This window comes from Streptomyces curacoi (genome assembly GCF_001513975.1).
Lineage (GTDB): Bacteria > Actinomycetota > Actinomycetes > Streptomycetales > Streptomycetaceae > Streptomyces > Streptomyces curacoi.
On record NZ_KQ947984.1, the window covers coordinates 333,090 to 350,790 of the forward strand.

Below are 17,701 nucleotides of genomic sequence, written 5' to 3' on the forward strand. Positions count from 1 at the left end.
AAGGACTAGCCCTCCCTCACCCGCAACGCCCGTGCCAGGTCGTCGAGTTGGTCGATGAGCTTGCGCCGGAGCGCCGGGATCGGCTCGCCGTCACGCAGACACTCCTCGCCCAGCCGCAGGGTGTCGGCGTCGACGGCGTACACCGGGAAGGCGTAGCGGCCGGCGGCGTCGGCGATGGCGGGACCGCGGCGGGCGGCGACGGCGACCGCGTCCTCGTAGTAGCGCGGAACGTAACTCCGGACGAGGTCGGCCTGCTCGGGTTGCCAGAAGCCGTGGGCGGTGGCGGTGAAGAGGTAGTTGGAGAGGTCGTCGCCTGCGAACATGGCGTCCCAGGCCTTCGCCTTGGCCTCCGGGTCGGGCAGGGCGGCCCGGCAGCGGGCGGCGCCCTCCTGGCCGGTGGCGCTCGGGTCGCGCTCCAGCTCGGCGGCGATGGCGGCCTCGTCGACGGCGCCGAGGACCGCGAGCCGGCCGAGGACCCGCCAGCGCAGCTCGGGATCGAGTTCGGGTCCGCCGGGCACGGTGCCGTCGGCGAGCCAGGCGGCGATGGTGTCGGGATGGGCGGCGACGTCGATGAAGTGGCGTACGGCGATCAGGCGCAGGCCGGGGCTGTCGCCGTCCTCGGTGCGGCGGATGAGGTCGCGGCACAGCGCGGTGAGGGTGGCCAGGGCGGCGGGCCGCTCCTCGGGCGGGAGGTAGCGGTCGGCGACCTGGGCGGTGGCGAAGGCGAGGACGCCCTGGACGATGGCGAGGTCGGTCTCGCGCGGCAGGTGGGTACGGGCGGCCTGCAGATAGGAGGCGGCGGCCAGTTCGCCGTCGCGGACGGAGTCGCGCAGGGCGTTCCAGACGACCGCGCGGGTGAGCGGCTCGGGCAGGCCGGCGAGGCTGTCCCGGACGGACTCGAAGGATTCGGGGTCGAAGCGGACCTTGGCGTAGGTCAGGTCGCCGTCGTTGAGCAGCAGCAGGGCCGGGCGCTTGCCGATGGGCTGCGGGGTGGTGTGCGGGATGTCGAGGTCGAGGCGTTCGCGCAGGGTGAGGTGGCCCCCGTCGTCGCCGAGGTCCTGGTCGTACAGGCCGACGGCGATGCGGTGGGGGCGGCTGCCGGCGTGGTCCACCGTGAGGGTGCAGGTGCCGTTCTCGCCGGGGGTGACGGAGGGGGTGAGGGTGTCGACGCCGGTGGTGCGCAGCCAGCTGTCGGCCCAGGCGTGGGGGTCGCGTTCGGTGGCGGCGGAGAGGGAGTCGATGAAGTCGGCGAGGGTGGCGTTGGCGAACTTGTGGCGGGCGAAGTGGGTGTTGATGCCGGCGAGGAAGTCCTTCTCGCCGAGCCAGGCCACCAGTTGGCGCAGCGCGGAGGCGCCCTTGGCGTAGGAGATGCCGTCGAAGTTGAGCTGGGCGGTGGCGGTGTCGTCGACGGCCTCGGGGGCGACGGGGTGGGTGGAGGGGCGTTGGTCGGCGTCGTAGCCCCAGGCCTTGCGGGCGATGCCGAAGTCGGTCCAGGTGTCGTTGAAGCGGGTGGCTTCGGCGCAGATCTGGTAGCCCATGTACTCGGCGAAGGACTCGTTCAGCCAGATGTCGTCCCACCAGCGCAGGGTGACGAGGTCGCCGAACCACATGTGGGCCATCTCGTGGGAGATGACCATGGCGCGGGTCTGGCGCTCGGTGTCGGTGACGGCGGAACGGTAGACGAACTCGTCGCGGAAGGTGACGAGTCCGGGGTTCTCCATGGCGCCGGCGTTGAACTCGGGCACGAACGCCTGGTCGTAGGAGTCGAAGGGGTAGGGCTCGTCGAACTTCTCGTGGTAGCGGTCGAAGCAGGCGCGCGTGACCTCGAAGAGCTCGTCGGTGTCCGTGTCGAGGTAGGGGGCGAGCGAGCGGCGGCAGTGCAGGCCGAAGGGCAGGCCGCGGTGTTCGGTGCGCACGGAGTGCCAGGGGCCGGCGGCGAGGGCGACGAGGTAGGTGGAGATCAGCGGCGTGGGGGCGGCCTGCCAGCGGCCGTCGCCGAGGTGTTCGGTGATGCCGTTGGCGAGGACGGTCCAGCCCCCGGGAGCCTTGACGGACACCTCGAAGACGGCCTTGAGGTCGGGCTGGTCGAAGGCGGCGAAGACGCGCTGGGCGTCGTCCATGCACAGCTGGGTGTAGAGGTACGTCTCGCCGTCGACGGGGTCGGTGAAGCGGTGCATGCCCTCGCCGGTGCGGGAGTAGCGCATGGCCGCCTCGACGCGCAGTTCGTGCTCACCGGCGGTGAGGTTCTTCAGGGGCAGCCGGTTCTCGTCCAGGGTCTCCGGGTCCAGGGGTTGTCCGTCCAGCGTGACGGAGCGCAGCTCGGCCGGCTTGATCTCGACGAACGTGTCCGTGTCCGCTTGGTCCTCGCGCGTGGTGAACCGGATGACGGTGCGGGAGTCGAAGGTCTCGTCGCCGGTGGTCAGATCGAGTTCGATCGTGTAGCGGTGGACGTCGAGGAGCTGGGCACGAGTCTGCGCTTCGTCGCGCGTGAGTACGGACATGCAGGACATGCTGCCTGATGCCGCCGACCAGGCACAGGGGTGGATCAGTACGTGCGCTATGTCTGGTTCTTGGCGTGTGTCACGTCTCGCGCTCGGCCGATGTCATGTCCGGTCCTCGGCCGATGTCACGGCCGGTCCTGGGCCGGCGTCGCCGCCGGGCCGTCGCGCTGTGGCGGCACGCGGGCGTCGGGGTGGGGCAGGGCGGGGCGCGGGCGGGGCGTGTGGGCCTCGCCCTCGCCCTTGACCAGGGCGCGTAACTCGCGGATCTCCTGCTCCAGGGCGCGCTGGCGCCGGTAGGAGTCGTACAGGAAACGGACCTTCGTGCGCAGTGCCCAGGGGTCGATGGGTTTCAGGACCAGGTCGGCGACGCCGAGTCCGAAGGCGGTGGCGGTCAGTTCGTGGTCCGCGCCGAAGCCGGTGAGCAGGATGACCGGTATGTGCTGGGTCTGTTCCAGGCGCCGCATGTAGCGCACCACCTCAAGGCCGCTGACGCCGGGCATCCGTACGTCCAGGAGCAGGAGTCCGACCTGCCCGCGGAGCACCTGCTTGAGCGCCTCGTCTCCGCTGGTGGCACTCGCGAGCCGGTAGCCCAGCGGGGCCAGGGCGCTCTCCAGCGCGTACAGCGTGTCCTCATGGTCGTCGACGATGAGGATCTTGGCATCCGACGGCATGGCCCGACGTCCCTCCCGCGTGGACATCCAGGGTACGTCCGGGGGCGCTGACGGGGAGTGCGTGTCAGCTGACATGGAGTGCACAGCGCAGCATGCCCGGCGCGGGCCGCCGTGTCACTCCCCCGGGAGGGCCCGCATGGGTGGGTTCGCCGTGGGCGCAGCGCCGTTGACCGTGTCCTCGGCGATGCTCTCGTGGTGCCTGATCACCTCGGCGATGATGAAGTTCAGGAACTTCTCGGCGAACGCCGGGTCCAGCTTGGCGTTCTCCGCGAGGGTGCGCAGACGGGCGATCTGGCGGGCCTCACGGGCGGGGTCGGCGGGCGGGAGCTGGTGCTGGGCCTTGAGGTGGCCGACCTGCTGGGTGCACTTGAAGCGCTCGGCGAGCATGTGGACGACGGCGGCGTCGATGTTGTCGATGCTGTCGCGCAGCCGGGCGAGCTCCTCGCGGACGGCGGGGTCGACATCGCCGGGGGACGTGTTGCTGGTGGTCATGAGGGCCCAGCCTACGGGGCCCGTTCAGGCGGTCGTTCGTTCGATCACGGGTGGGTCGTCGGGGTCGGGGACCTGGTTGCTCCAGCCGCCGGGGACGGCGCGGCCCTGCTGGGCGCGGAAGCGGACGGGGGCCATGCCGACGCGGCGGGTGAACAGGCGGGAGAAGTAGGCGGGGTCGGCGTAGCCGACGCGGCGGGCGACGGCGGCGACGGGGAGTTCGGTGGCGGCGAGCAGTTCCTTGGCGCGGCCGAGGCGGATGCCGAGCAGATAGTCCTTGGGGCTGCAGCCGGCGCCGCGCCGCACGGCGGTGCGCAGTTCGGCGAGGGTCATGCCGTGCCGGGCGGCGTGGTCGGCGACCGTGAGCGGCAGGCACGCGTCGCGGGCCAGCGCCTTGAGGACGGCCTCGCCGTCGGGGGCGAGGTCGGCGCGGGCACGGCGCAGGGCGACGAGGAGTTCGTGGACGGCGGCGCCGGTCTCCACTTCCAGCAGGGGGTTGTCGCGGCGGGCGGCGCGCGCCATGCGTCCGATGACGGCGCGGGGGCCCGAGGCGTCCGACAGGGGCACGACCGGCCGGCCGGGTTCGATGTAGCCGAGTTCGGTGTACGTCCCGGTGGCGGGCCCGGTGAAGTCGACGAAGCCCTCGTCCCAGCCGGTGCCGGGGTCGGGCGCGTAGTGGTGCGGTACGCCGGGGGTCAGCCACAGCAGCGCGGGCGCGGTGACGGTGGTACGACGGCCGTCGGGGCTCTCGTACCAGCCGCCGCCCGCGCTGATGACGACGGCGACGTGGTGGTCGAGGGTGCGGGGGCCGACGGTGGGCAGGGCGCCGTACTGGAGGCCGACGCCGAGGCAGACCAGGCCGAGCCGGTGGTGGGCGGGGCCGGGCGTGAAGAACCGCATCCAGGTGTGGTACATCCGCGGTCCTTCCGCTCGCTTCCGCGTCGTTTCGGTCCAAGCAGCGCCGATCTTTGTCCATGGACCTGATCGCCGCCAGAGGTGAGGGTGGGCGCATGAGCGAGTTCACGGTGGGGGACACGGACTTCCTGCTGGACGGGCGGCCGGTGCGGCTGCTGTCCGGCGCGCTGCACTACTTCCGGGTGCACGAGGCGCAGTGGGGGCACCGGCTGGCGATGCTGCGGGCGATGGGCCTCAACTGTGTGGAGACGTATGTGCCGTGGAACTGGCACGAGCCGAGGCCGGGGCACAGCCGGGACGTGCAGGCGCTCGGCCGGTTCCTGGACGCGGCCCGTCGGGCGGGGCTGTGGGCGATCGTACGACCGGGGCCGTACATCTGCGCCGAGTGGGAGAACGGCGGGCTGCCGTACTGGCTGACGGCCGAGGTGGGCGCACGCGCGCGTACCCGTGACGAGCGCTATCTGGGGTACGTGGCGAGCTGGTTGTGGCGGCTGCGGCACGAGATCGTGCCCCGGCAGATCGACCGCGGCGGACCGGTGATCATGGTGCAGGTCGAGAACGAGTACGGCAGTTACGGCTCGGACGCGCAGTACCTGCGCCGCCTGGCCGGCCTGCTGCGCGAGTACGGCGTCACGGTCCCGCTGTTCACCTCGGACGGCCCCGAGGACCACATGCTCTCCGGCGGCTCGGTCCCGGGGGTGCTGGCGACGGTGAACTTCGGCTCCCACGCGCGCGAGGCCTTCGAGACGCTGCGCCGGCACCGCCCGGACGGCCCGCTGATGTGCATGGAGTTCTGGTGCGGCTGGTTCGACCACTGGGGTGGCGAGCATGTCGTGCGGGATCCCGGGGACGCGGCGGCGGCCCTGCGGGAGATCCTGGAGTGCGGGGCCTCGGTCAACCTGTACATGGCGCACGGCGGCACGAGCTTCGCCGGCTGGGCGGGCGCCAACCGGGGCGGCGGCGCGCTGCACGACGGCCCGCTGGAGCCCGACGTCACGTCGTACGACTACGACGCCCCGATCGACGAGTACGGCCGCCCCACGGCGAAGTTCTGGGCCTTCCGCGAGGTCCTCGCCGAGTACGCCGACGGCCCGCTGCCCGAAGTGCCGCCCGCGCCCGTGCCGTTGGGTGCGCCGGCCGAGGCGGTCCTGACCGGCTGGGCACCCCTGGGCGACGTACTGGAGACGCTGGGCGGCCCGGAGACGTCCGGTCCCGTCCCGCCCACCTTCGAGGAACTGGGGGTCGAGCGGGGTCTGGTGCGGTACGAGGTGACGGTGCCGGGGCCGCGGCAGCCGTACCCGCTGACCGTGCGCGGGCTGCGGGACCTCGCCGTGGTGTACGTCGACGGGGAGCGGGCCGGGGTGCTCACCGAGGACGACGCGTGCCTGAAGGAGCCTGTCGCCGGGTACGCGCGCGTGGAGCTGTGGGTGGAGTCCCTGGGGCGGGTCAACTACGGGCCGCGGCTGGGCGAGGCCAAGGGGATCACCGGGGGCGTGCTGCACGAGCGGCAGTATCTGCACGACGTACGCGCGCGTGGGCTGCGGCTGGAGGCGCTGGACGATGCCGAGCGGGTCCGGGCGGTGCCGTCGCGGGCGCTGCCCGAGGACGGCGCCGCGGGGTTGTACCGGGGCACCGTCACGGTGCGGGGCGCCGGTGACGCCCGCCTGGAGCTGCCGGGCCGTACCCGCGGGTTCGTCTGGGTCAACGGCTTCAACCTCGGCCGTTACTGGTCCACGGGCCCGCAGAGCTCGCTGTACGTCCCGGGGCCCGTCCTGCGCGAGGGCGGCAACGAGATATGGGTGCTGGAGCTCGCGGAGACGGCCCGGCCCGGGTCCGGCGAGGCGGGTGCCCCGGTCCTCCGGGCCGTCTGACGCACCCCTGGTGCGGCGGACGCCTACAGCGCGTTCGCCGCCCGGGCTATGTCCTTGGCGAAGTGGCTGACCTCGGTGTAGACGCCGGGCACACCCGCGCGGGCGCAGCCGTCGCCCCAGCTGACGATGCCGACCTGGATCCACTTGCCCGCGTCGTCCTTACGGAACATGGGGCCGCCGGAGTCGCCCTGGCAGGTGTCGATGCCGCCGCTCTGCCAGCCGGCGCACAGTTCCTCCTTCGACACCAGCCGGTTTCCGTAGTGGCGCTTGCACACGCGGTCGGCGACGAAGGGAACGGTGGCCTTACGGAGCTTGGTCGTGCCCGTGCCGGCTCCCTCCTCGGTGTCGCCCCAACCGGCGATCGTGAACATGCCGCGGTTGTAGCGGTCCGTGGTGGCGATCTTCAGCGTCGGCTTGTCGATGGGCCGGGCGAGCTTGATCAGCGCCCAGTCCTTGCCGGTGCCGTTGTAGCCCGGGGCCACCTTGACCTTGGTCGACTTGACCTTGATCGCGGCGGAGGAGTTGAGGTCGTTGGCGCCGGCGGTGACGGTGATGCTGGTGTTGTTGCCGGAACCGTCCATGCAGTGGGCCGCCGTCAGGACGACGTCCTTCTTGTAGAGCGCCCCGCCGCAGCCCATGGAGAGATGGACCATGAACGGGAACTCGTTCTGTGCGGCGGGCGTTCCTCCGACGACGCGGGTGGACGCGGCGTTCGCAGTGAGGGGATGGAGGGAGGCCACCGCGAGCGCGACGGCACCGACCGCCGCAGCCCTTTTGACCAGGGTTATGCCGCTTCTCTTCGGCGAGCTCTGAGTCAACATACGTCCTTTCATGGCGTGTTGAGCGGCCCGCAGTATGAAGATCAGATGGGGTGTATGACAAGGACGGATCTCACGTCCCGCGCATGGAACCTCGCCAGGGAAAATCCCCTCACATCCCCGTAGAGTGGAATCGGGTTCAAGGCGTCTTGGGGGTACGGGCGTGGCGAACGGCGGACCGGTCCAGCACGGCTTCCCACACCTTCAGACGGTGCGGGCCTCGATCACGGCGCTCTACAGGCGGCTGTCCTACGACACCATCCAGACGTTCGCGACCAGCGTGGCCCCCGCCGACGTGGCCTTCTGCGACACGGACGACCTGTATCTGGGCGCGCAGCGGGTGGCCCGCGAGCTGGTACGGCACTACCGTCTCCCGGACGCCCGTCTGATCGTCGGCTTCCGGGAGATGACACATGCGGCGAACGTCGAACTCGCCGCCGGGCCGGAGTACTTCGTCGAGCTGAACGACCGTTTCCGCACCCATCGCCGGGACATCGGGGCGGCGCTCGCCCACGAGGTGATGCACGTGTATCTGCACCGCCTCGGGCTCTCCTTCCCCGGCACGCGGGACAACGAGATCCTCACGGACACGGCGACGACGTATCTGGGCGCGGGCTGGCTGCTCCTCGACGCCTACCGGGAGGACGCGGCGTCCTCGCAGAAGCTGGGGTATCTGACGCCGGAGGAGTTCGGGTACGTCCTCGCCAAGCGGGCGCTGGTCTTCGCGGAGGACCCGTCGGTGTGGTTCACCAGTCCGCAGGCGTACACGGCGTATGTGAAGGGCCTCGCCGAGGCCCGGCGCGACGAGCAGCAGCCTCCGCTGACGGCGGCCGGCTGGGCGGGGCGACGGCGGTACGCCCGCGATCGGCGGCATGCCCAGGACCATGGTGCCGGTGCCGGTGCTGCTGCCCGTGCCGGTGCGCGGCCGGGGGTGCCGTACGCGTTCACGCCGGACGGGCGGGGGCCGTTGCGGGTGTCGTTTCCGTGTCCTACATGTCAGCAGCGGATCCGGGTGCCGGTGCGGGGGCGGGTCCGGGCGCGGTGCGGGTTGTGCCGGACGGTGCTGGAGTGCGACACGTAGGCCCCGCTCCTCAAACGCCGGCGGGGCTGACTCACCAGCCCGTCCGGCGTCTGAGCACGAGCCCTCACGACCCGTACACCGCCCCCGGCACCTCCGCCTCCCCCACCAGCTTCAACGCCGCCTCCCCCGCCTCCCCCGGCGTCCAACGCGCCCCCTTGTCCACCGTCGGCCCCGCCCGCCACCCCTCCATGACCGTGATCCGCCCGCCCTCCGCCTCGAACACCCGCCCGGTGACCCCCGCGCTCGCCGCCGAGCCCAGCCACACCACCAGCGGGGAGACGTTCTCCGGAGCCATGGCGTCGAAGCCGGTGACGGGGGCCGCCATGGTCTCGGCGAAGGTGCGTTCCGTCATGCGGGTGCGGGCCGCCGGGGCGATCGCGTTGACCTGGACGCCGTAGCGGGCGAGTTCGGCCGCCGCCACCAGGGTGAGCCCGATGATTCCGGCCTTCGCGGCGCTGTAGTTGCCCTGGCCGACCGAGCCCAACAGACCGGCCCCGCTGCTCGTGTTGACGATCCGGGCGTGCGGGGTGCGGCCCGCCTTCGCCTCCGCCCGCCAGTGCGCCGCCGCGTGCTTCAGGGGGAGGAAGTGGCCCTTGAGGTGGACGCGTACGACGGCGTCCCAGTCGTCCTCGTCGAGGTTGACCAGCATCCGGTCGCGCAGGAAGCCGGCGTTGTTGACGAGGGTGTCGAGGCGGCCGTACGTCTCCAGCGCGGTCGCGACCAGGGACGCCGCCCCGGCGCTCGTCGCCACGTCGCCGCCGTGCGCGATCGCCTCGCCGCCCGCCGCGCGGATCTCTTCGACGACCTGCTGCGCGGGGCTGTCGACGGCGACCTGCTGCGCGGAGCTGGCGACGGCGATCTGCTGGACGGGGCGGTCGGCAGTCGACCGCCGGGATGAGCTCTCGGCAGCCGACCTCCAGTCCGGGCTGCCCGCCGTCACCCCCCGGCGTGAACTGTCGGCGGTCGATCCCCCGGCCGGGCCCCCGGGAGCCGCTCCCCGGTCCGGGCCGTCCGCCGTCGACCCCTGGGGCGAACCATCGGCAGCCGCCCCCCGGGCCGGACTCTCGGAAGTCGCCCCCCAAGCCCGGCACTCCTCAGTCATCCCCCGGCGCGAACCGTCGGCAGTCGACCCCCCGGCCGGGCTCCCGGAACTCGCCCCCCGCCCCGACACCCCGGCGCCCACCGTGCCGTCGAGGCCGACCCCGAGGTCGTTGACGACGACCTTCGCCCCCTCGGCGGCGAACGCGAGCGCGTGTGCCCGGCCGAGGCCGCGGCCCGCACCGGTGACGATCACGACCCGCCCCTCACAGATCCGGCTCATGTCATGCCTCCTTGTTGACCGTCGCGGCGTCCAGGAATGCGGGGCGCTCGCCCCCGCCGTGCACGAGCAGGCTCGCCCCGCTGATGTAGGCGGCGGCGTCGGAGGCGAGGAAGACGGCGGCCGCGCCGACGTCGGCCGGTTCGGCGAGGCGGCCGAGCGGGACGGTGCGGGAGACGCCCGCGATGCCGTCCTCGCCCCCGTAGTGGAGGTGGGCCAGTTCGGTGCGGACCATGCCGACGACCAGCGTGTTGACGCGAACCTCCGGCGCCCACTCCACCGCCATCGAGCGGGCCAGGTTCTCCAGCCCGGCCTTGGCCGCCCCGTACGCCGCCGACCCGGGCGACGGCCGGCTGCCGCTGACACTGCCGATCATCACCACCGAGCCCCCGGCCCGCCGCAGGTGCTCGTACGCGGCGAGCGAGGCCGTCAGCGGGGCGACGAGGTTCAGCTCGATCACGCGCGCGTGCCGCTCGGCGTCCGTGTCCGTCAACCGTCGGTACGGGGTGCCACCCGCGTTGTTGACGAGGACGTCCAGGCGGGGCAGGGCGGCGAAGAAGGCCCGTACGGCTTCGGGGGCACGGAGATCCAGCGCCCCGAACTCGACGCCCGGCAGCGGGACATCGGGCGGTCTGCGCGCACACACCACGACGTCCGCGCCGGCCTCGGCGAAGGCCCGCGCCACCCCGGCACCGACGCCGCGCGTACCGCCCGTGACGACCACGACCTTCCCGTCCAGCCCCATCCCCGGCTACCCTTCACCTAACAAACGTTTGGTGGAAAGGTAGCTGATGCGGCCATGGGTGTCTCCACCTCGTCCCCGGAAAAGGGGCCCGGAACGAACGGCATCGCCGTCGTCACGGTCGACTTTCCGCCGGTGAACGCCCTGCCGGTGGCCGGCTGGTTCGCCCTGGCCGACGCCGTGCGGGCGGCGGGCCGTGACCCGGAGGTCCGGTGTGTCGTCCTCACCGCCGAGGGGCGCGGGTTCAACGCGGGCGTGGACATCAAGGAGATACAGAAGGACGGAGCCGGAGCACTGATCGGCGTCAACCGGGGCTGCGCGGAGGCCTTCGCCGCGGTGTACGACTGCGAGGTGCCCGTCGTGGCGGCCGTGCACGGCTTCTGCCTGGGCGGCGGTGTCGGCCTGGTGGGCAACGCGGACGCGATCGTGGCGAGCGAGGACGCCACGTTCGGGCTGCCCGAGCTGGACCGGGGAGCGCTGGGCGCGGCCACCCATCTGGCCCGGCTGGTCCCCCAGCACCTGATGCGCGCCCTGTACTACACCTCGCGCACGGCGACCGCGGCCGAGCTGCACGCGCACGGCTCGGTGTGGCGGGTCGTGCCGCGCGAGCAGCTGCCCGCCGCCGCGCTGGAGCTGGCCCGCGAGATCGCCGCGAAGGACGGGCAGCTGCTGCGGCTGGCCAAGGCCGCGATCAACGGCATCGACCCGGTCGACGTGCGCCGCAGCTACCGCTTCGAGCAGGGCTTCACCTTCGAGGCCGACCTGAGCGGGGTGGCCGACCGGGTCCGTGACAGGTTCGGAAGGGACGGTGGCTGAGTGAGCGACAAGACGATGACCGCGCAGGAGGTCGTGTCCCGGCTGCACAGCGGCATGACCCTGGGCATCGGCGGCTGGGGCTCGCGTCGCAAGCCGATGGCCCTGGTGCGCGCGCTGCTGCGCTCCGACGTCACCGACGTCACGATCGTCTCGTACGGCGGCCCCGACGTCGGCATGCTCGCCGCCGCCGGACGCGTCCGCAAGCTGGTCACGGCGTTCGTCACCCTCGACTCGATCCCGTTGGAGCCGCACTACCGCGCGGCCCGCGAACGCGGCGCCTTCGCCCTCATGGAGATCGACGAGGCCATGTTCATGTGGGGACTGCACGCCGCCGCGAACCGGCTGCCGTTCCTGCCGGTGCGGGCGGGGATCGGTTCGGACGTCATGCGGGTCAACCCCGGCCTGCGGACGGTGACCTCGCCGTACGACGACGGGGAGACGTTCGTGGCCATGCCCGCCCTGCGTCTCGACGCGGCCCTGGTCCACGTCAACCGCGCCGACCGGCAGGGCAACGGCCAGTACCTGGGCCCCGACCCCTACTTCGACGACCTCTTCTGCGCGGCGGCGGACACGGCCTATGTCTCGTGCGAACGGATCGTCGACACGGCCGAGTTGACCAAAGAGGCGGCCCCGCAGTCGCTGCTGATCAAGCGGCACACGGTGACGGGGGTCGTCGAGGCCCCGAACGGAGCGCACTTCACGTCCTGCGCGCCCGACTACGGCCGGGACGAGGCCTTCCAGAAGACGTACGCGACCACGCCCTGGCCGCAGTTCGCGGCGCGGTTCCTCGGCGGGGACGAGCAGGCGTACCGGTCGGCGGTCAGGGAGGGGTCATGACGGAGGGCACCGGCACGCCCCTGCTCCCGCCCACCCGCGCCGAGTACTGCGTGATCGCCTGCGCCGAGGCCTGGCGTGACGCGGGGGAGATCCTGGCGAGCCCGATGGGTGTCATCCCGTCCCTGGGCGCCCGGCTGGCCCGGCTCACCTTCGCGCCGGACCTGCTGCTGACCGACGGCGAGGCGATGCTCGTCCGCCCGGACGGCACGGTCGAGGGCTGGCTGCCGTACCGGCAGCACCTGGCCCTGGTCACCGGTGGCCGACGGCACGTGATGATGGGCGCGAGCCAGATCGACCGGTTCGGCAACCAGAACATCTCCTGCATCGGCGACTGGGAGCGGCCGAAACGGCAGCTGCTCGGGGTGCGGGGCGCACCGGTCAACACCCTGAACAATCCGACCAGTTACTGGATCCCGAGGCATTCCCGCCGCGTCTTCGTCGAGAAGGTCGACATGGTCTGCGGAGTCGGCCACGACCACGCGGGCGGGGCCCGCTACCACCGCATCCCCCGTGTCGTCTCCGACCTCGGCGTCTTCGACTTCGCCACGCCCGACCGCACCATGCGTCTGGCCTCGCTCCATCCCGGCGTCACGCTGGAGCAGGTCGGCGAGGCGACCGCCTTCGCGCTGACCGTCCCGGACGCCGTGCCGCCGACCCGTGAACCCACCGCCGAGGAGCTGCGGCTCATCCGTGAGGTGCTCGACCCGCAGAGCACCCGCGCCGGGGAGGTCGGTACGTGATGGAGACGCCGCTGACCCGGCTGGTCGGGGTCCGCCACCCGATCGTGCAGACCGGGATGGGCTGGGTGGCCGGCCCGCGCCTGGTGTCGGCGACGGCGAACGCGGGCGCGCTGGGCATCCTGGCCTCCGCGACGATGACCGCCGACCGGCTGCGCGAGGCGATACGGGAGGTCAGGTCCCGTACGGACGCGCCCTTCGGGGTCAATCTCCGGGCCGACGCGGCGGACGCGGCCGAGCGGGTGCGGATCATCGTCGAGGAGGGGGTCCGGGTCGCCTCCTTCGCGCTGGCCCCCTCCCCCGCGCTGATCGCCGGGCTCAAGGAGGCCGGTGTCGTCGTCATCCCCACCGTGGGGGCCCGGCGGCATGCCGAGAAGGTCGCCGCCTGGGGTGCGGACGCGGTGATCGTGCAGGGCGGGGAGGGCGGCGGGCACACCGGCGAGGTGGCGACGACGGTGCTGCTGCCGCAGGTGGTCGACGCCGTGGACGTACCGGTCGTGGCGGCGGGCGGCTTCTTCGACGGCCGGGGACTGGTCGCGGCGCTGGCCTACGGGGCGGCCGGCGTCGCCATGGGCACACGGTTCCTGCTCACCTCGGACTCGACGGTCCCGGACGCGGTCAAGGCGCGGTATCTGGCGGCGACCGTACGGGACGTCACGGTCACCAGGGCCGTGGACGGTCTGCCCCACCGCATGCTGCGTACGGACCTGGTCGACGCCCTGGAGCGGTCCGGTCGCGCGAAGTCCCTGCTCCAGGCGGTGCGCAGGGCGGCCGGTTTCCGGAAGCTGTCCGGGACGAGCTGGCGCCGGATGATCCGGGACGGCCGGGCGCTGAAGCACGGCGGGGAGCTGAGCTGGAGCCAGGTCCTGCTGGCCGCGAACACGCCGATGCTGCTCAAGGCGTCCATGGTGGACGGCCGTACGGATCTCGGTGTGATGGCCTCAGGGCAGGTCGCCGGAGTGATCGGCGACCTGCCCACGTGCGCGGAGCTGGTGGAGCGGATCATGAAGGAGGCCGAGGACACCCGGCGGCGACTCACAGCCTCTCGATGATCGTCACATTGGCCTGTCCCCCGCCCTCGCACATCGTCTGCAGCCCGAACCGGCCGCCGGTGCGCTCCAGTTCGTGCAGCAGGGTCGTCATCAGCTTGACGCCGGTGGCGCCCAGGGGGTGGCCGAGGGCGATCGCACCGCCGTTGACGTTGACCTTGTCGGGATCGGCGCCGGTCTCCTTCAGCCAGGCCAGGACGACCGGCGCGAAGGCCTCGTTGATCTCGACGAGGTCGATGTCGTCGATCGACAGGCCGGTCTTCTTCAGGGCGTGGGCGGTGGCGGGGATGGGGGCGGTGAGCATGCGGATGGGATCCTCACCGCGCACCGAGAGATGGTGCACCCGGGCCCGGGGCGTGAGCCCATGCTCGCGCACGGCCCGCTCCGAGGCCAGCAACATCGCCGCCGCGCCGTCGGAGACCTGTGAGGAGCAGGCGGCGGTGATCGTGCCGCCGTCGAGGACCGGCTTCAGCCCGGCCATCTTCTCCAGGGAGGTGTCCCGGCGCGGCCCCTCGTCGACGGTGACCTCCCCATAGGGCACGGTTTCCCGCTCGAAGCGCCCCTCGTCGATCGCCCGCAGCGCCCGCCGGTGCGAACGCAGCGCGAACTCCTCCTGGTCCCGGCGGCTGATCCCCCACTTGGCGGCGATCATCTCGGCGCCGACGAACTGGTTCACCGGCTTCTCCCCGTACCGCGCCCGCCAGCCCTCGCTGCCCGCGAAGGGCCCCGCCGTCAGCCCCAGCGGCTCGGCGGCCTGCCGGGTGGCGAAGGCGATGGGGATCATCGACATGTTCTGCACGCCGCCCGCGACCACCAGGTCCTGGGTGCCGGACAGCACGCCCTGCGCCGCGAAGTGCACGGCCTGCTGCGAGGACCCGCACTGCCGGTCCACGGTGACGCCCGGCACTTCCTCGGGCAGTCCGGCCGCCAGCCAGCAGGTCCGCGCGATGTCCCCGGCCTGCGGCCCCACTGCGTCGAGGCAGCCGAAGACGACGTCCTCGACGGCGGCCGGATCCACGCCCGCGCGCGAGACGAGCGCTTTGAGCACATGTGCGCCCAGGTCGGCGGGATGGACCCCGCTGAGCCCTCCTCCGCGCCGCCCGACGGGCGTACGGACCGCTTCGACGACGTAGGCCTCGGCCATGGCAACTCCCCAATGCGTCAGGTGCGTACGGCGATCCCGTCCAGCACCATCGACAGGTACTGCCGGGCGATCTCCTCCGGGCTGTGCTGTCCGCCGGGCCGGTACCAGGACGCGGCGACCCACACCGTGTCCCGCACGAACCGGTAGGTGAGCCGGACGTCGAGGTCGGAGCGGAACACCCCGGCCGCGACCCCGCGCTCCAGCGTGGACAGCCACGCCTTCTCGAATCTGCGCTGTGACTCGGCGAGGAACGCGAAGCGCTCCTGCGCCACCAGCTGTTTGTTCTCCTTCTGGTAGATCGCGACGGCGGCGCGGTGCCGGTCGATCTCCCGGAAGGACTCGGTGACCAGGGCTTCAAGGGTCTCGCGGGGTCCGAGCTCGGCGCCCAGGACGGCGTCGTAGCCGCCCCAGAGCTCGTCGAGGAAGGACCGCAGGATCTCCTCCAGCATCGACTCCTTGGAGTCGAAGTGGTAGTAGAGGCTGCCCGCGAGCATGCCCGCGTGGTCCGCGATCTTGCGTACGGTCGTGGCGTTGTAGCCCTGCTCGGCGAAGACCTCGGCGGCGGTGTCGAGGAGTTCGCGGCGCCTGGCGGCTGCGGCGGTCACCTGGGGCTTCTTCTTGGTCGGCACGGTTCCATTGTGGTGCTAGGGGTGCTGGCTGCTGACCGAGACGATCTCGCCGGTCAGATACGACGAGTAGCGCGAGGCCAGGAAGACGATCACGTTGGCCACCTCCCAGGGCTCGGCGTACCGCCCGAAGGCCTCGCGGGCGGTGAGCTCCCGCAGCAGTTCCTCCGTCGTCACCTTGGCCAGATGGGGGTGCATGGCCAGGCTCGGCGCCACGGCGTTCACCCGTACCCCGTACTCGGCGGCCTCCACCGCCGCGCACCGGGTCAGCGCCATCACCCCCGCCTTCGCGGCGGCGTAGTGCGCCTGGCCGGCCTGGGCGCGCCAGCCGACGACGGAGGCGTTGTTGACGATCACGCCTCCGGCCCCGGCCGCCTTCATCGACCGCAGCGCCGCCCGGGTGCACCGGAAGGTGCCGTTCAAGGTCACGTCGAGCACTCTCGTCCACTGCTCGTCGGTCATGTCGACGAGCGCCGACGTCCCGCCGAGGCCGGCGTTGTTGACGACGACGTCCAGCCGCCCGTGTTCGCGCACCGCCGCTTCGAACAGCGTCCGCACCTGGGTCTCGTCGGTGACATCGCAGACGACCGCCGAGACGGCACCCGGGAACTCCCGGCTCAGCTCGGCCTCGTGCTCCTTGAGCCGCCGCGCGTGCGCGTCGCTGATCAGCACGCGCGCGCCCTCCTCCAGGAAGCGGCGCGCAGTGGCCCCGCCGATCCCGGCGCCGGCGGCCGCGGTGACGACGGCGGTACGTCCCGCGAGCAGCCCGTGTCCGGGCACGTACGCCGGACTCTCGACGTCTGTCATGACCTCACGCTAACCTACCAAACACTTGTTAGGGAAGGTGGGGAAGGGGGTCGCCGTCGATGGATCTCACCTTCAGCGCGGAGGAGGAGGCCTTCCGTGCCGAGGCGCGCGCCTGGCTCCGCGCCCATGTGCCGGCCGAGCCGCTGCCTTCCCTGGAGACCGAGGAGGGCTTCGCCGCGCACCAGGTGTGGGAGGCGGAGCTGGCGGCGGACCGCTGGTCGGTGGTGAACTGGCCGGCGGCGTACGGCGGGCGGGGTGCCGGTCTGGTCCGGTGGCTGCTCTTCGAGGAGGAGTACTACGCGGCGGGCGCGCCGGGCCGGGTGAGCCAGAACGGCATCAGTCTCCTGGCGCCGACGCTGTTCGACTTCGGTACGGAGGAACAGCGGGCGCGGGTGCTGCCGCCGATGGCGTCGGGCGAGGTGGTCTGGGCGCAGGCCTGGTCGGAGCCGGAGGCGGGTTCGGACCTGGCGTCCCTCACCTCGAAGGCGGTGCGCACGGCGGGCGGCTGGCTGCTGTCCGGCCAGAAGACCTGGTCGTCGCGTGCCGCCTTCGCGGATCGCGCGTTCGGCCTGTTCCGCAGCGATCCGGACGCCCCGCGGCCCCACCAGGGCCTGACGTACCTGATGTTCGACCTGCGCGCCCCCGGTGTCACGGTCCGCCCCATCTCCCGCCTCGACGGCAGGCCCGCCTTCGCCGAGCTCTTCCTGGACGAGGTGTTCGTGCCGGACGAGGACGTGATCGGCGAGCCCGGCCAGGGCTGGCGCATCGCGATGTCCACCGCGGGCAACGAACGCGGCCTCATGCTCCGCTCCCCCGGGCGTTTCCTCGCGAGCGCCGACCGACTGCGACGGCTCTGGGCGGACCGGGGCCGTCCGGAGCACGCGCGCGACCGCGTGGCCGACGCCCTGATCGGCGCCCGCGCCTACCAGCTCTTCACCTTCGCCGCCGCCTCCCGCTTCCTGGAGGGCGAGTCGATCGGCCCGGAGTCCAGCCTGAACAAGGTCTTCTGGTCGGAGTACGACATCGCGCTGCACGAGACGGCCCTCGATCTCCTGGAGGCCGACGGCGAGCTGGCCGACACCGACTGGTCCGAGCGCTACGTCTTCTCCCTCGCCGGACCCATCTACGCCGGCACCAACGAGATCCAGCGCGACATCATCGCCGAGCGCCTGCTCGGCCTGCCGAAGGGGCGACGCTGATGCGGGAAGGCTCCGCCGGGACGCGAGAGAAGACGCCGTTCACCCCGACGCCCCGCGGGGCGACCCCGCCCACGAGGGGG

At 72.3% G+C, this 17,701-nt stretch carries 17 protein-coding genes; 7 read left to right on the forward strand and 10 right to left on the reverse strand.

Annotated elements, in window-relative coordinates:
- Nucleotides 1–5 precede the first annotated feature (5 nt).
- The 4 genes from pepN to AQI70_RS01510 form a co-directional block, all read right to left on the reverse strand.
- Nucleotides 6–2,501, reverse strand: a complete 2,496-nt coding sequence (pepN, locus tag AQI70_RS01495) for an aminopeptidase N (protein ID WP_062144923.1) — start codon at nt 2,499–2,501, stop codon at nt 6–8.
- Between the two features lie 125 nt (nt 2,502–2,626).
- Nucleotides 2,627–3,172, reverse strand: coding sequence for a response regulator (locus tag AQI70_RS01500; protein ID WP_062142921.1), 546 nt, complete (start codon nt 3,170–3,172; stop codon nt 2,627–2,629).
- A 114-nt stretch (nt 3,173–3,286) separates the two neighbouring features.
- On the reverse strand, nt 3,287–3,664 hold the full coding sequence (locus AQI70_RS01505) for a chorismate mutase (protein ID WP_062142924.1): 378 nt from the start codon (nt 3,662–3,664) through the stop codon (nt 3,287–3,289).
- A gap of 24 nt (nt 3,665–3,688) precedes the next feature.
- Nucleotides 3,689–4,576 carry a helix-turn-helix domain-containing protein gene (locus tag AQI70_RS01510; protein ID WP_062142927.1) on the reverse strand — a complete coding sequence of 296 codons (888 nt, stop codon included), beginning with the start codon at nt 4,574–4,576 and terminating at the stop codon, nt 3,689–3,691.
- A 95-nt stretch (nt 4,577–4,671) separates the two neighbouring features.
- Between AQI70_RS01510 and AQI70_RS01515 the strand changes: the two genes are divergently transcribed.
- Complete coding sequence (locus AQI70_RS01515) at nt 4,672–6,447, forward strand: glycoside hydrolase family 35 protein (RefSeq protein WP_062142930.1); 1,776 nt, start codon at nt 4,672–4,674, stop codon at nt 6,445–6,447.
- Between the two features lie 23 nt (nt 6,448–6,470).
- On the opposite strand, the gene AQI70_RS01520 is transcribed toward AQI70_RS01515, so the two are convergent.
- Entirely contained in the window at nt 6,471–7,268 is a 798-nt protein-coding gene (locus tag AQI70_RS01520) for a S1 family peptidase (protein ID WP_062142932.1), read from the reverse strand.
- Nucleotides 7,269–7,428: 160 nt separating this feature from the next.
- Between AQI70_RS01520 and AQI70_RS01525 the strand changes: the two genes are divergently transcribed.
- On the forward strand, nt 7,429–8,346 hold the full coding sequence (locus AQI70_RS01525; RefSeq protein WP_062142936.1) for a hypothetical protein: 918 nt from the start codon (nt 7,429–7,431) through the stop codon (nt 8,344–8,346).
- 64 nt (nt 8,347–8,410) lie between these two features.
- Here AQI70_RS01525 and AQI70_RS36930 read toward each other — a convergent pair whose 3' ends face one another.
- Both AQI70_RS36930 and AQI70_RS01535 read right to left on the reverse strand, forming a co-directional pair.
- Entirely contained in the window at nt 8,411–9,667 is a 1,257-nt protein-coding gene (locus AQI70_RS36930; protein ID WP_079051103.1) for an SDR family oxidoreductase, read from the reverse strand.
- Nucleotide 9,668: 1 nt separating this feature from the next.
- Entirely contained in the window at nt 9,669–10,409 is a 741-nt protein-coding gene (locus AQI70_RS01535; RefSeq protein ID WP_062142938.1) for an SDR family oxidoreductase, read from the reverse strand.
- A gap of 54 nt (nt 10,410–10,463) precedes the next feature.
- Between AQI70_RS01535 and AQI70_RS01540 the strand changes: the two genes are divergently transcribed.
- The 4 genes from AQI70_RS01540 to AQI70_RS01555 are packed head-to-tail and all read left to right on the forward strand — an operon-like array spanning nt 10,464 to nt 13,848.
- Complete coding sequence (locus AQI70_RS01540; RefSeq protein ID WP_062142941.1) at nt 10,464–11,222, forward strand: enoyl-CoA hydratase family protein; 759 nt, start codon at nt 10,464–10,466, stop codon at nt 11,220–11,222.
- Nucleotides 11,223–12,059, forward strand: coding sequence for a CoA transferase subunit A (locus tag AQI70_RS01545; protein WP_062142944.1), 837 nt, complete (start codon nt 11,223–11,225; stop codon nt 12,057–12,059).
- Nucleotides 12,056–12,799 carry a CoA-transferase subunit beta gene (locus AQI70_RS01550; protein WP_062142947.1) on the forward strand — a complete coding sequence of 248 codons (744 nt, stop codon included), beginning with the start codon at nt 12,056–12,058 and terminating at the stop codon, nt 12,797–12,799. Before AQI70_RS01545 ends, AQI70_RS01550 begins: the two co-directional genes overlap by 4 nt.
- Nucleotides 12,799–13,848 (forward strand): NAD(P)H-dependent flavin oxidoreductase, encoded by a 1,050-nt coding sequence (locus AQI70_RS01555; RefSeq protein WP_062142950.1) that lies wholly within the window; start codon nt 12,799–12,801, stop codon nt 13,846–13,848. Before AQI70_RS01550 ends, AQI70_RS01555 begins: the two co-directional genes overlap by 1 nt.
- Here the strand turns inward: AQI70_RS01555 and AQI70_RS01560 are convergent.
- The 3 genes from AQI70_RS01560 to AQI70_RS01570 are packed head-to-tail and all read right to left on the reverse strand — an operon-like array spanning nt 13,832 to nt 16,422.
- Complete coding sequence (locus AQI70_RS01560; protein ID WP_004002011.1) at nt 13,832–14,989, reverse strand: acetyl-CoA C-acetyltransferase; 1,158 nt, start codon at nt 14,987–14,989, stop codon at nt 13,832–13,834. The genes AQI70_RS01555 and AQI70_RS01560 overlap by 17 nt on opposite strands.
- A gap of 17 nt (nt 14,990–15,006) precedes the next feature.
- A complete protein-coding gene (locus AQI70_RS01565; protein ID WP_004002010.1) occupies nt 15,007–15,618 on the reverse strand; it encodes a TetR/AcrR family transcriptional regulator in 612 nt (203 codons plus the stop codon).
- A 15-nt stretch (nt 15,619–15,633) separates the two neighbouring features.
- Nucleotides 15,634–16,422 (reverse strand): SDR family oxidoreductase, encoded by a 789-nt coding sequence (locus AQI70_RS01570; protein ID WP_062142953.1) that lies wholly within the window; start codon nt 16,420–16,422, stop codon nt 15,634–15,636.
- Between the two features lie 59 nt (nt 16,423–16,481).
- On the opposite strand from AQI70_RS01570, the gene AQI70_RS01575 reads away from it, so the two are divergent.
- Nucleotides 16,482–17,621, forward strand: coding sequence for an acyl-CoA dehydrogenase family protein (locus tag AQI70_RS01575; RefSeq protein WP_062142956.1), 1,140 nt, complete (start codon nt 16,482–16,484; stop codon nt 17,619–17,621).
- Nucleotides 17,622–17,701: the final 80 nt, after the last annotated feature.

Excerpts from the sequence above, each read along its gene's own strand:
- AQI70_RS01575 (WP_062142956.1), top strand. The coding sequence starts at position 16,482 with ATGGATCTCACCTTCAGCGCGGAGGAGGAGGCCTTCCGTGCCGAGGCG.
- AQI70_RS01550 (WP_062142947.1), top strand. The coding sequence starts at position 12,056 with ATGACGGAGGGCACCGGCACGCCCCTGCTCCCGCCCACCCGCGCCGAG.
- AQI70_RS01520 (WP_062142932.1), bottom strand. The coding sequence starts at position 7,268 with ATGTTGACTCAGAGCTCGCCGAAGAGAAGCGGCATAACCCTGGTCAAA.
- AQI70_RS01560 (WP_004002011.1), bottom strand. The coding sequence starts at position 14,989 with ATGGCCGAGGCCTACGTCGTCGAAGCGGTCCGTACGCCCGTCGGGCGG.
- AQI70_RS01555 (WP_062142950.1), top strand. The coding sequence starts at position 12,799 with ATGGAGACGCCGCTGACCCGGCTGGTCGGGGTCCGCCACCCGATCGTG.
- AQI70_RS01540 (WP_062142941.1), top strand. The coding sequence starts at position 10,464 with ATGGGTGTCTCCACCTCGTCCCCGGAAAAGGGGCCCGGAACGAACGGC.
- AQI70_RS01535 (WP_062142938.1), bottom strand. The coding sequence starts at position 10,409 with ATGGGGCTGGACGGGAAGGTCGTGGTCGTCACGGGCGGTACGCGCGGC.
- AQI70_RS01570 (WP_062142953.1), bottom strand. The coding sequence starts at position 16,422 with ATGACAGACGTCGAGAGTCCGGCGTACGTGCCCGGACACGGGCTGCTC.
- AQI70_RS36930 (WP_079051103.1), bottom strand. The coding sequence starts at position 9,667 with ATGAGCCGGATCTGTGAGGGGCGGGTCGTGATCGTCACCGGTGCGGGC.
- pepN (WP_062144923.1), bottom strand. The coding sequence starts at position 2,501 with ATGTCCGTACTCACGCGCGACGAAGCGCAGACTCGTGCCCAGCTCCTC.
- AQI70_RS01500 (WP_062142921.1), bottom strand. The coding sequence starts at position 3,172 with ATGCCGTCGGATGCCAAGATCCTCATCGTCGACGACCATGAGGACACG.
- AQI70_RS01505 (WP_062142924.1), bottom strand. The coding sequence starts at position 3,664 with ATGACCACCAGCAACACGTCCCCCGGCGATGTCGACCCCGCCGTCCGC.
- AQI70_RS01515 (WP_062142930.1), top strand. The coding sequence starts at position 4,672 with ATGAGCGAGTTCACGGTGGGGGACACGGACTTCCTGCTGGACGGGCGG.
- AQI70_RS01510 (WP_062142927.1), bottom strand. The coding sequence starts at position 4,576 with ATGTACCACACCTGGATGCGGTTCTTCACGCCCGGCCCCGCCCACCAC.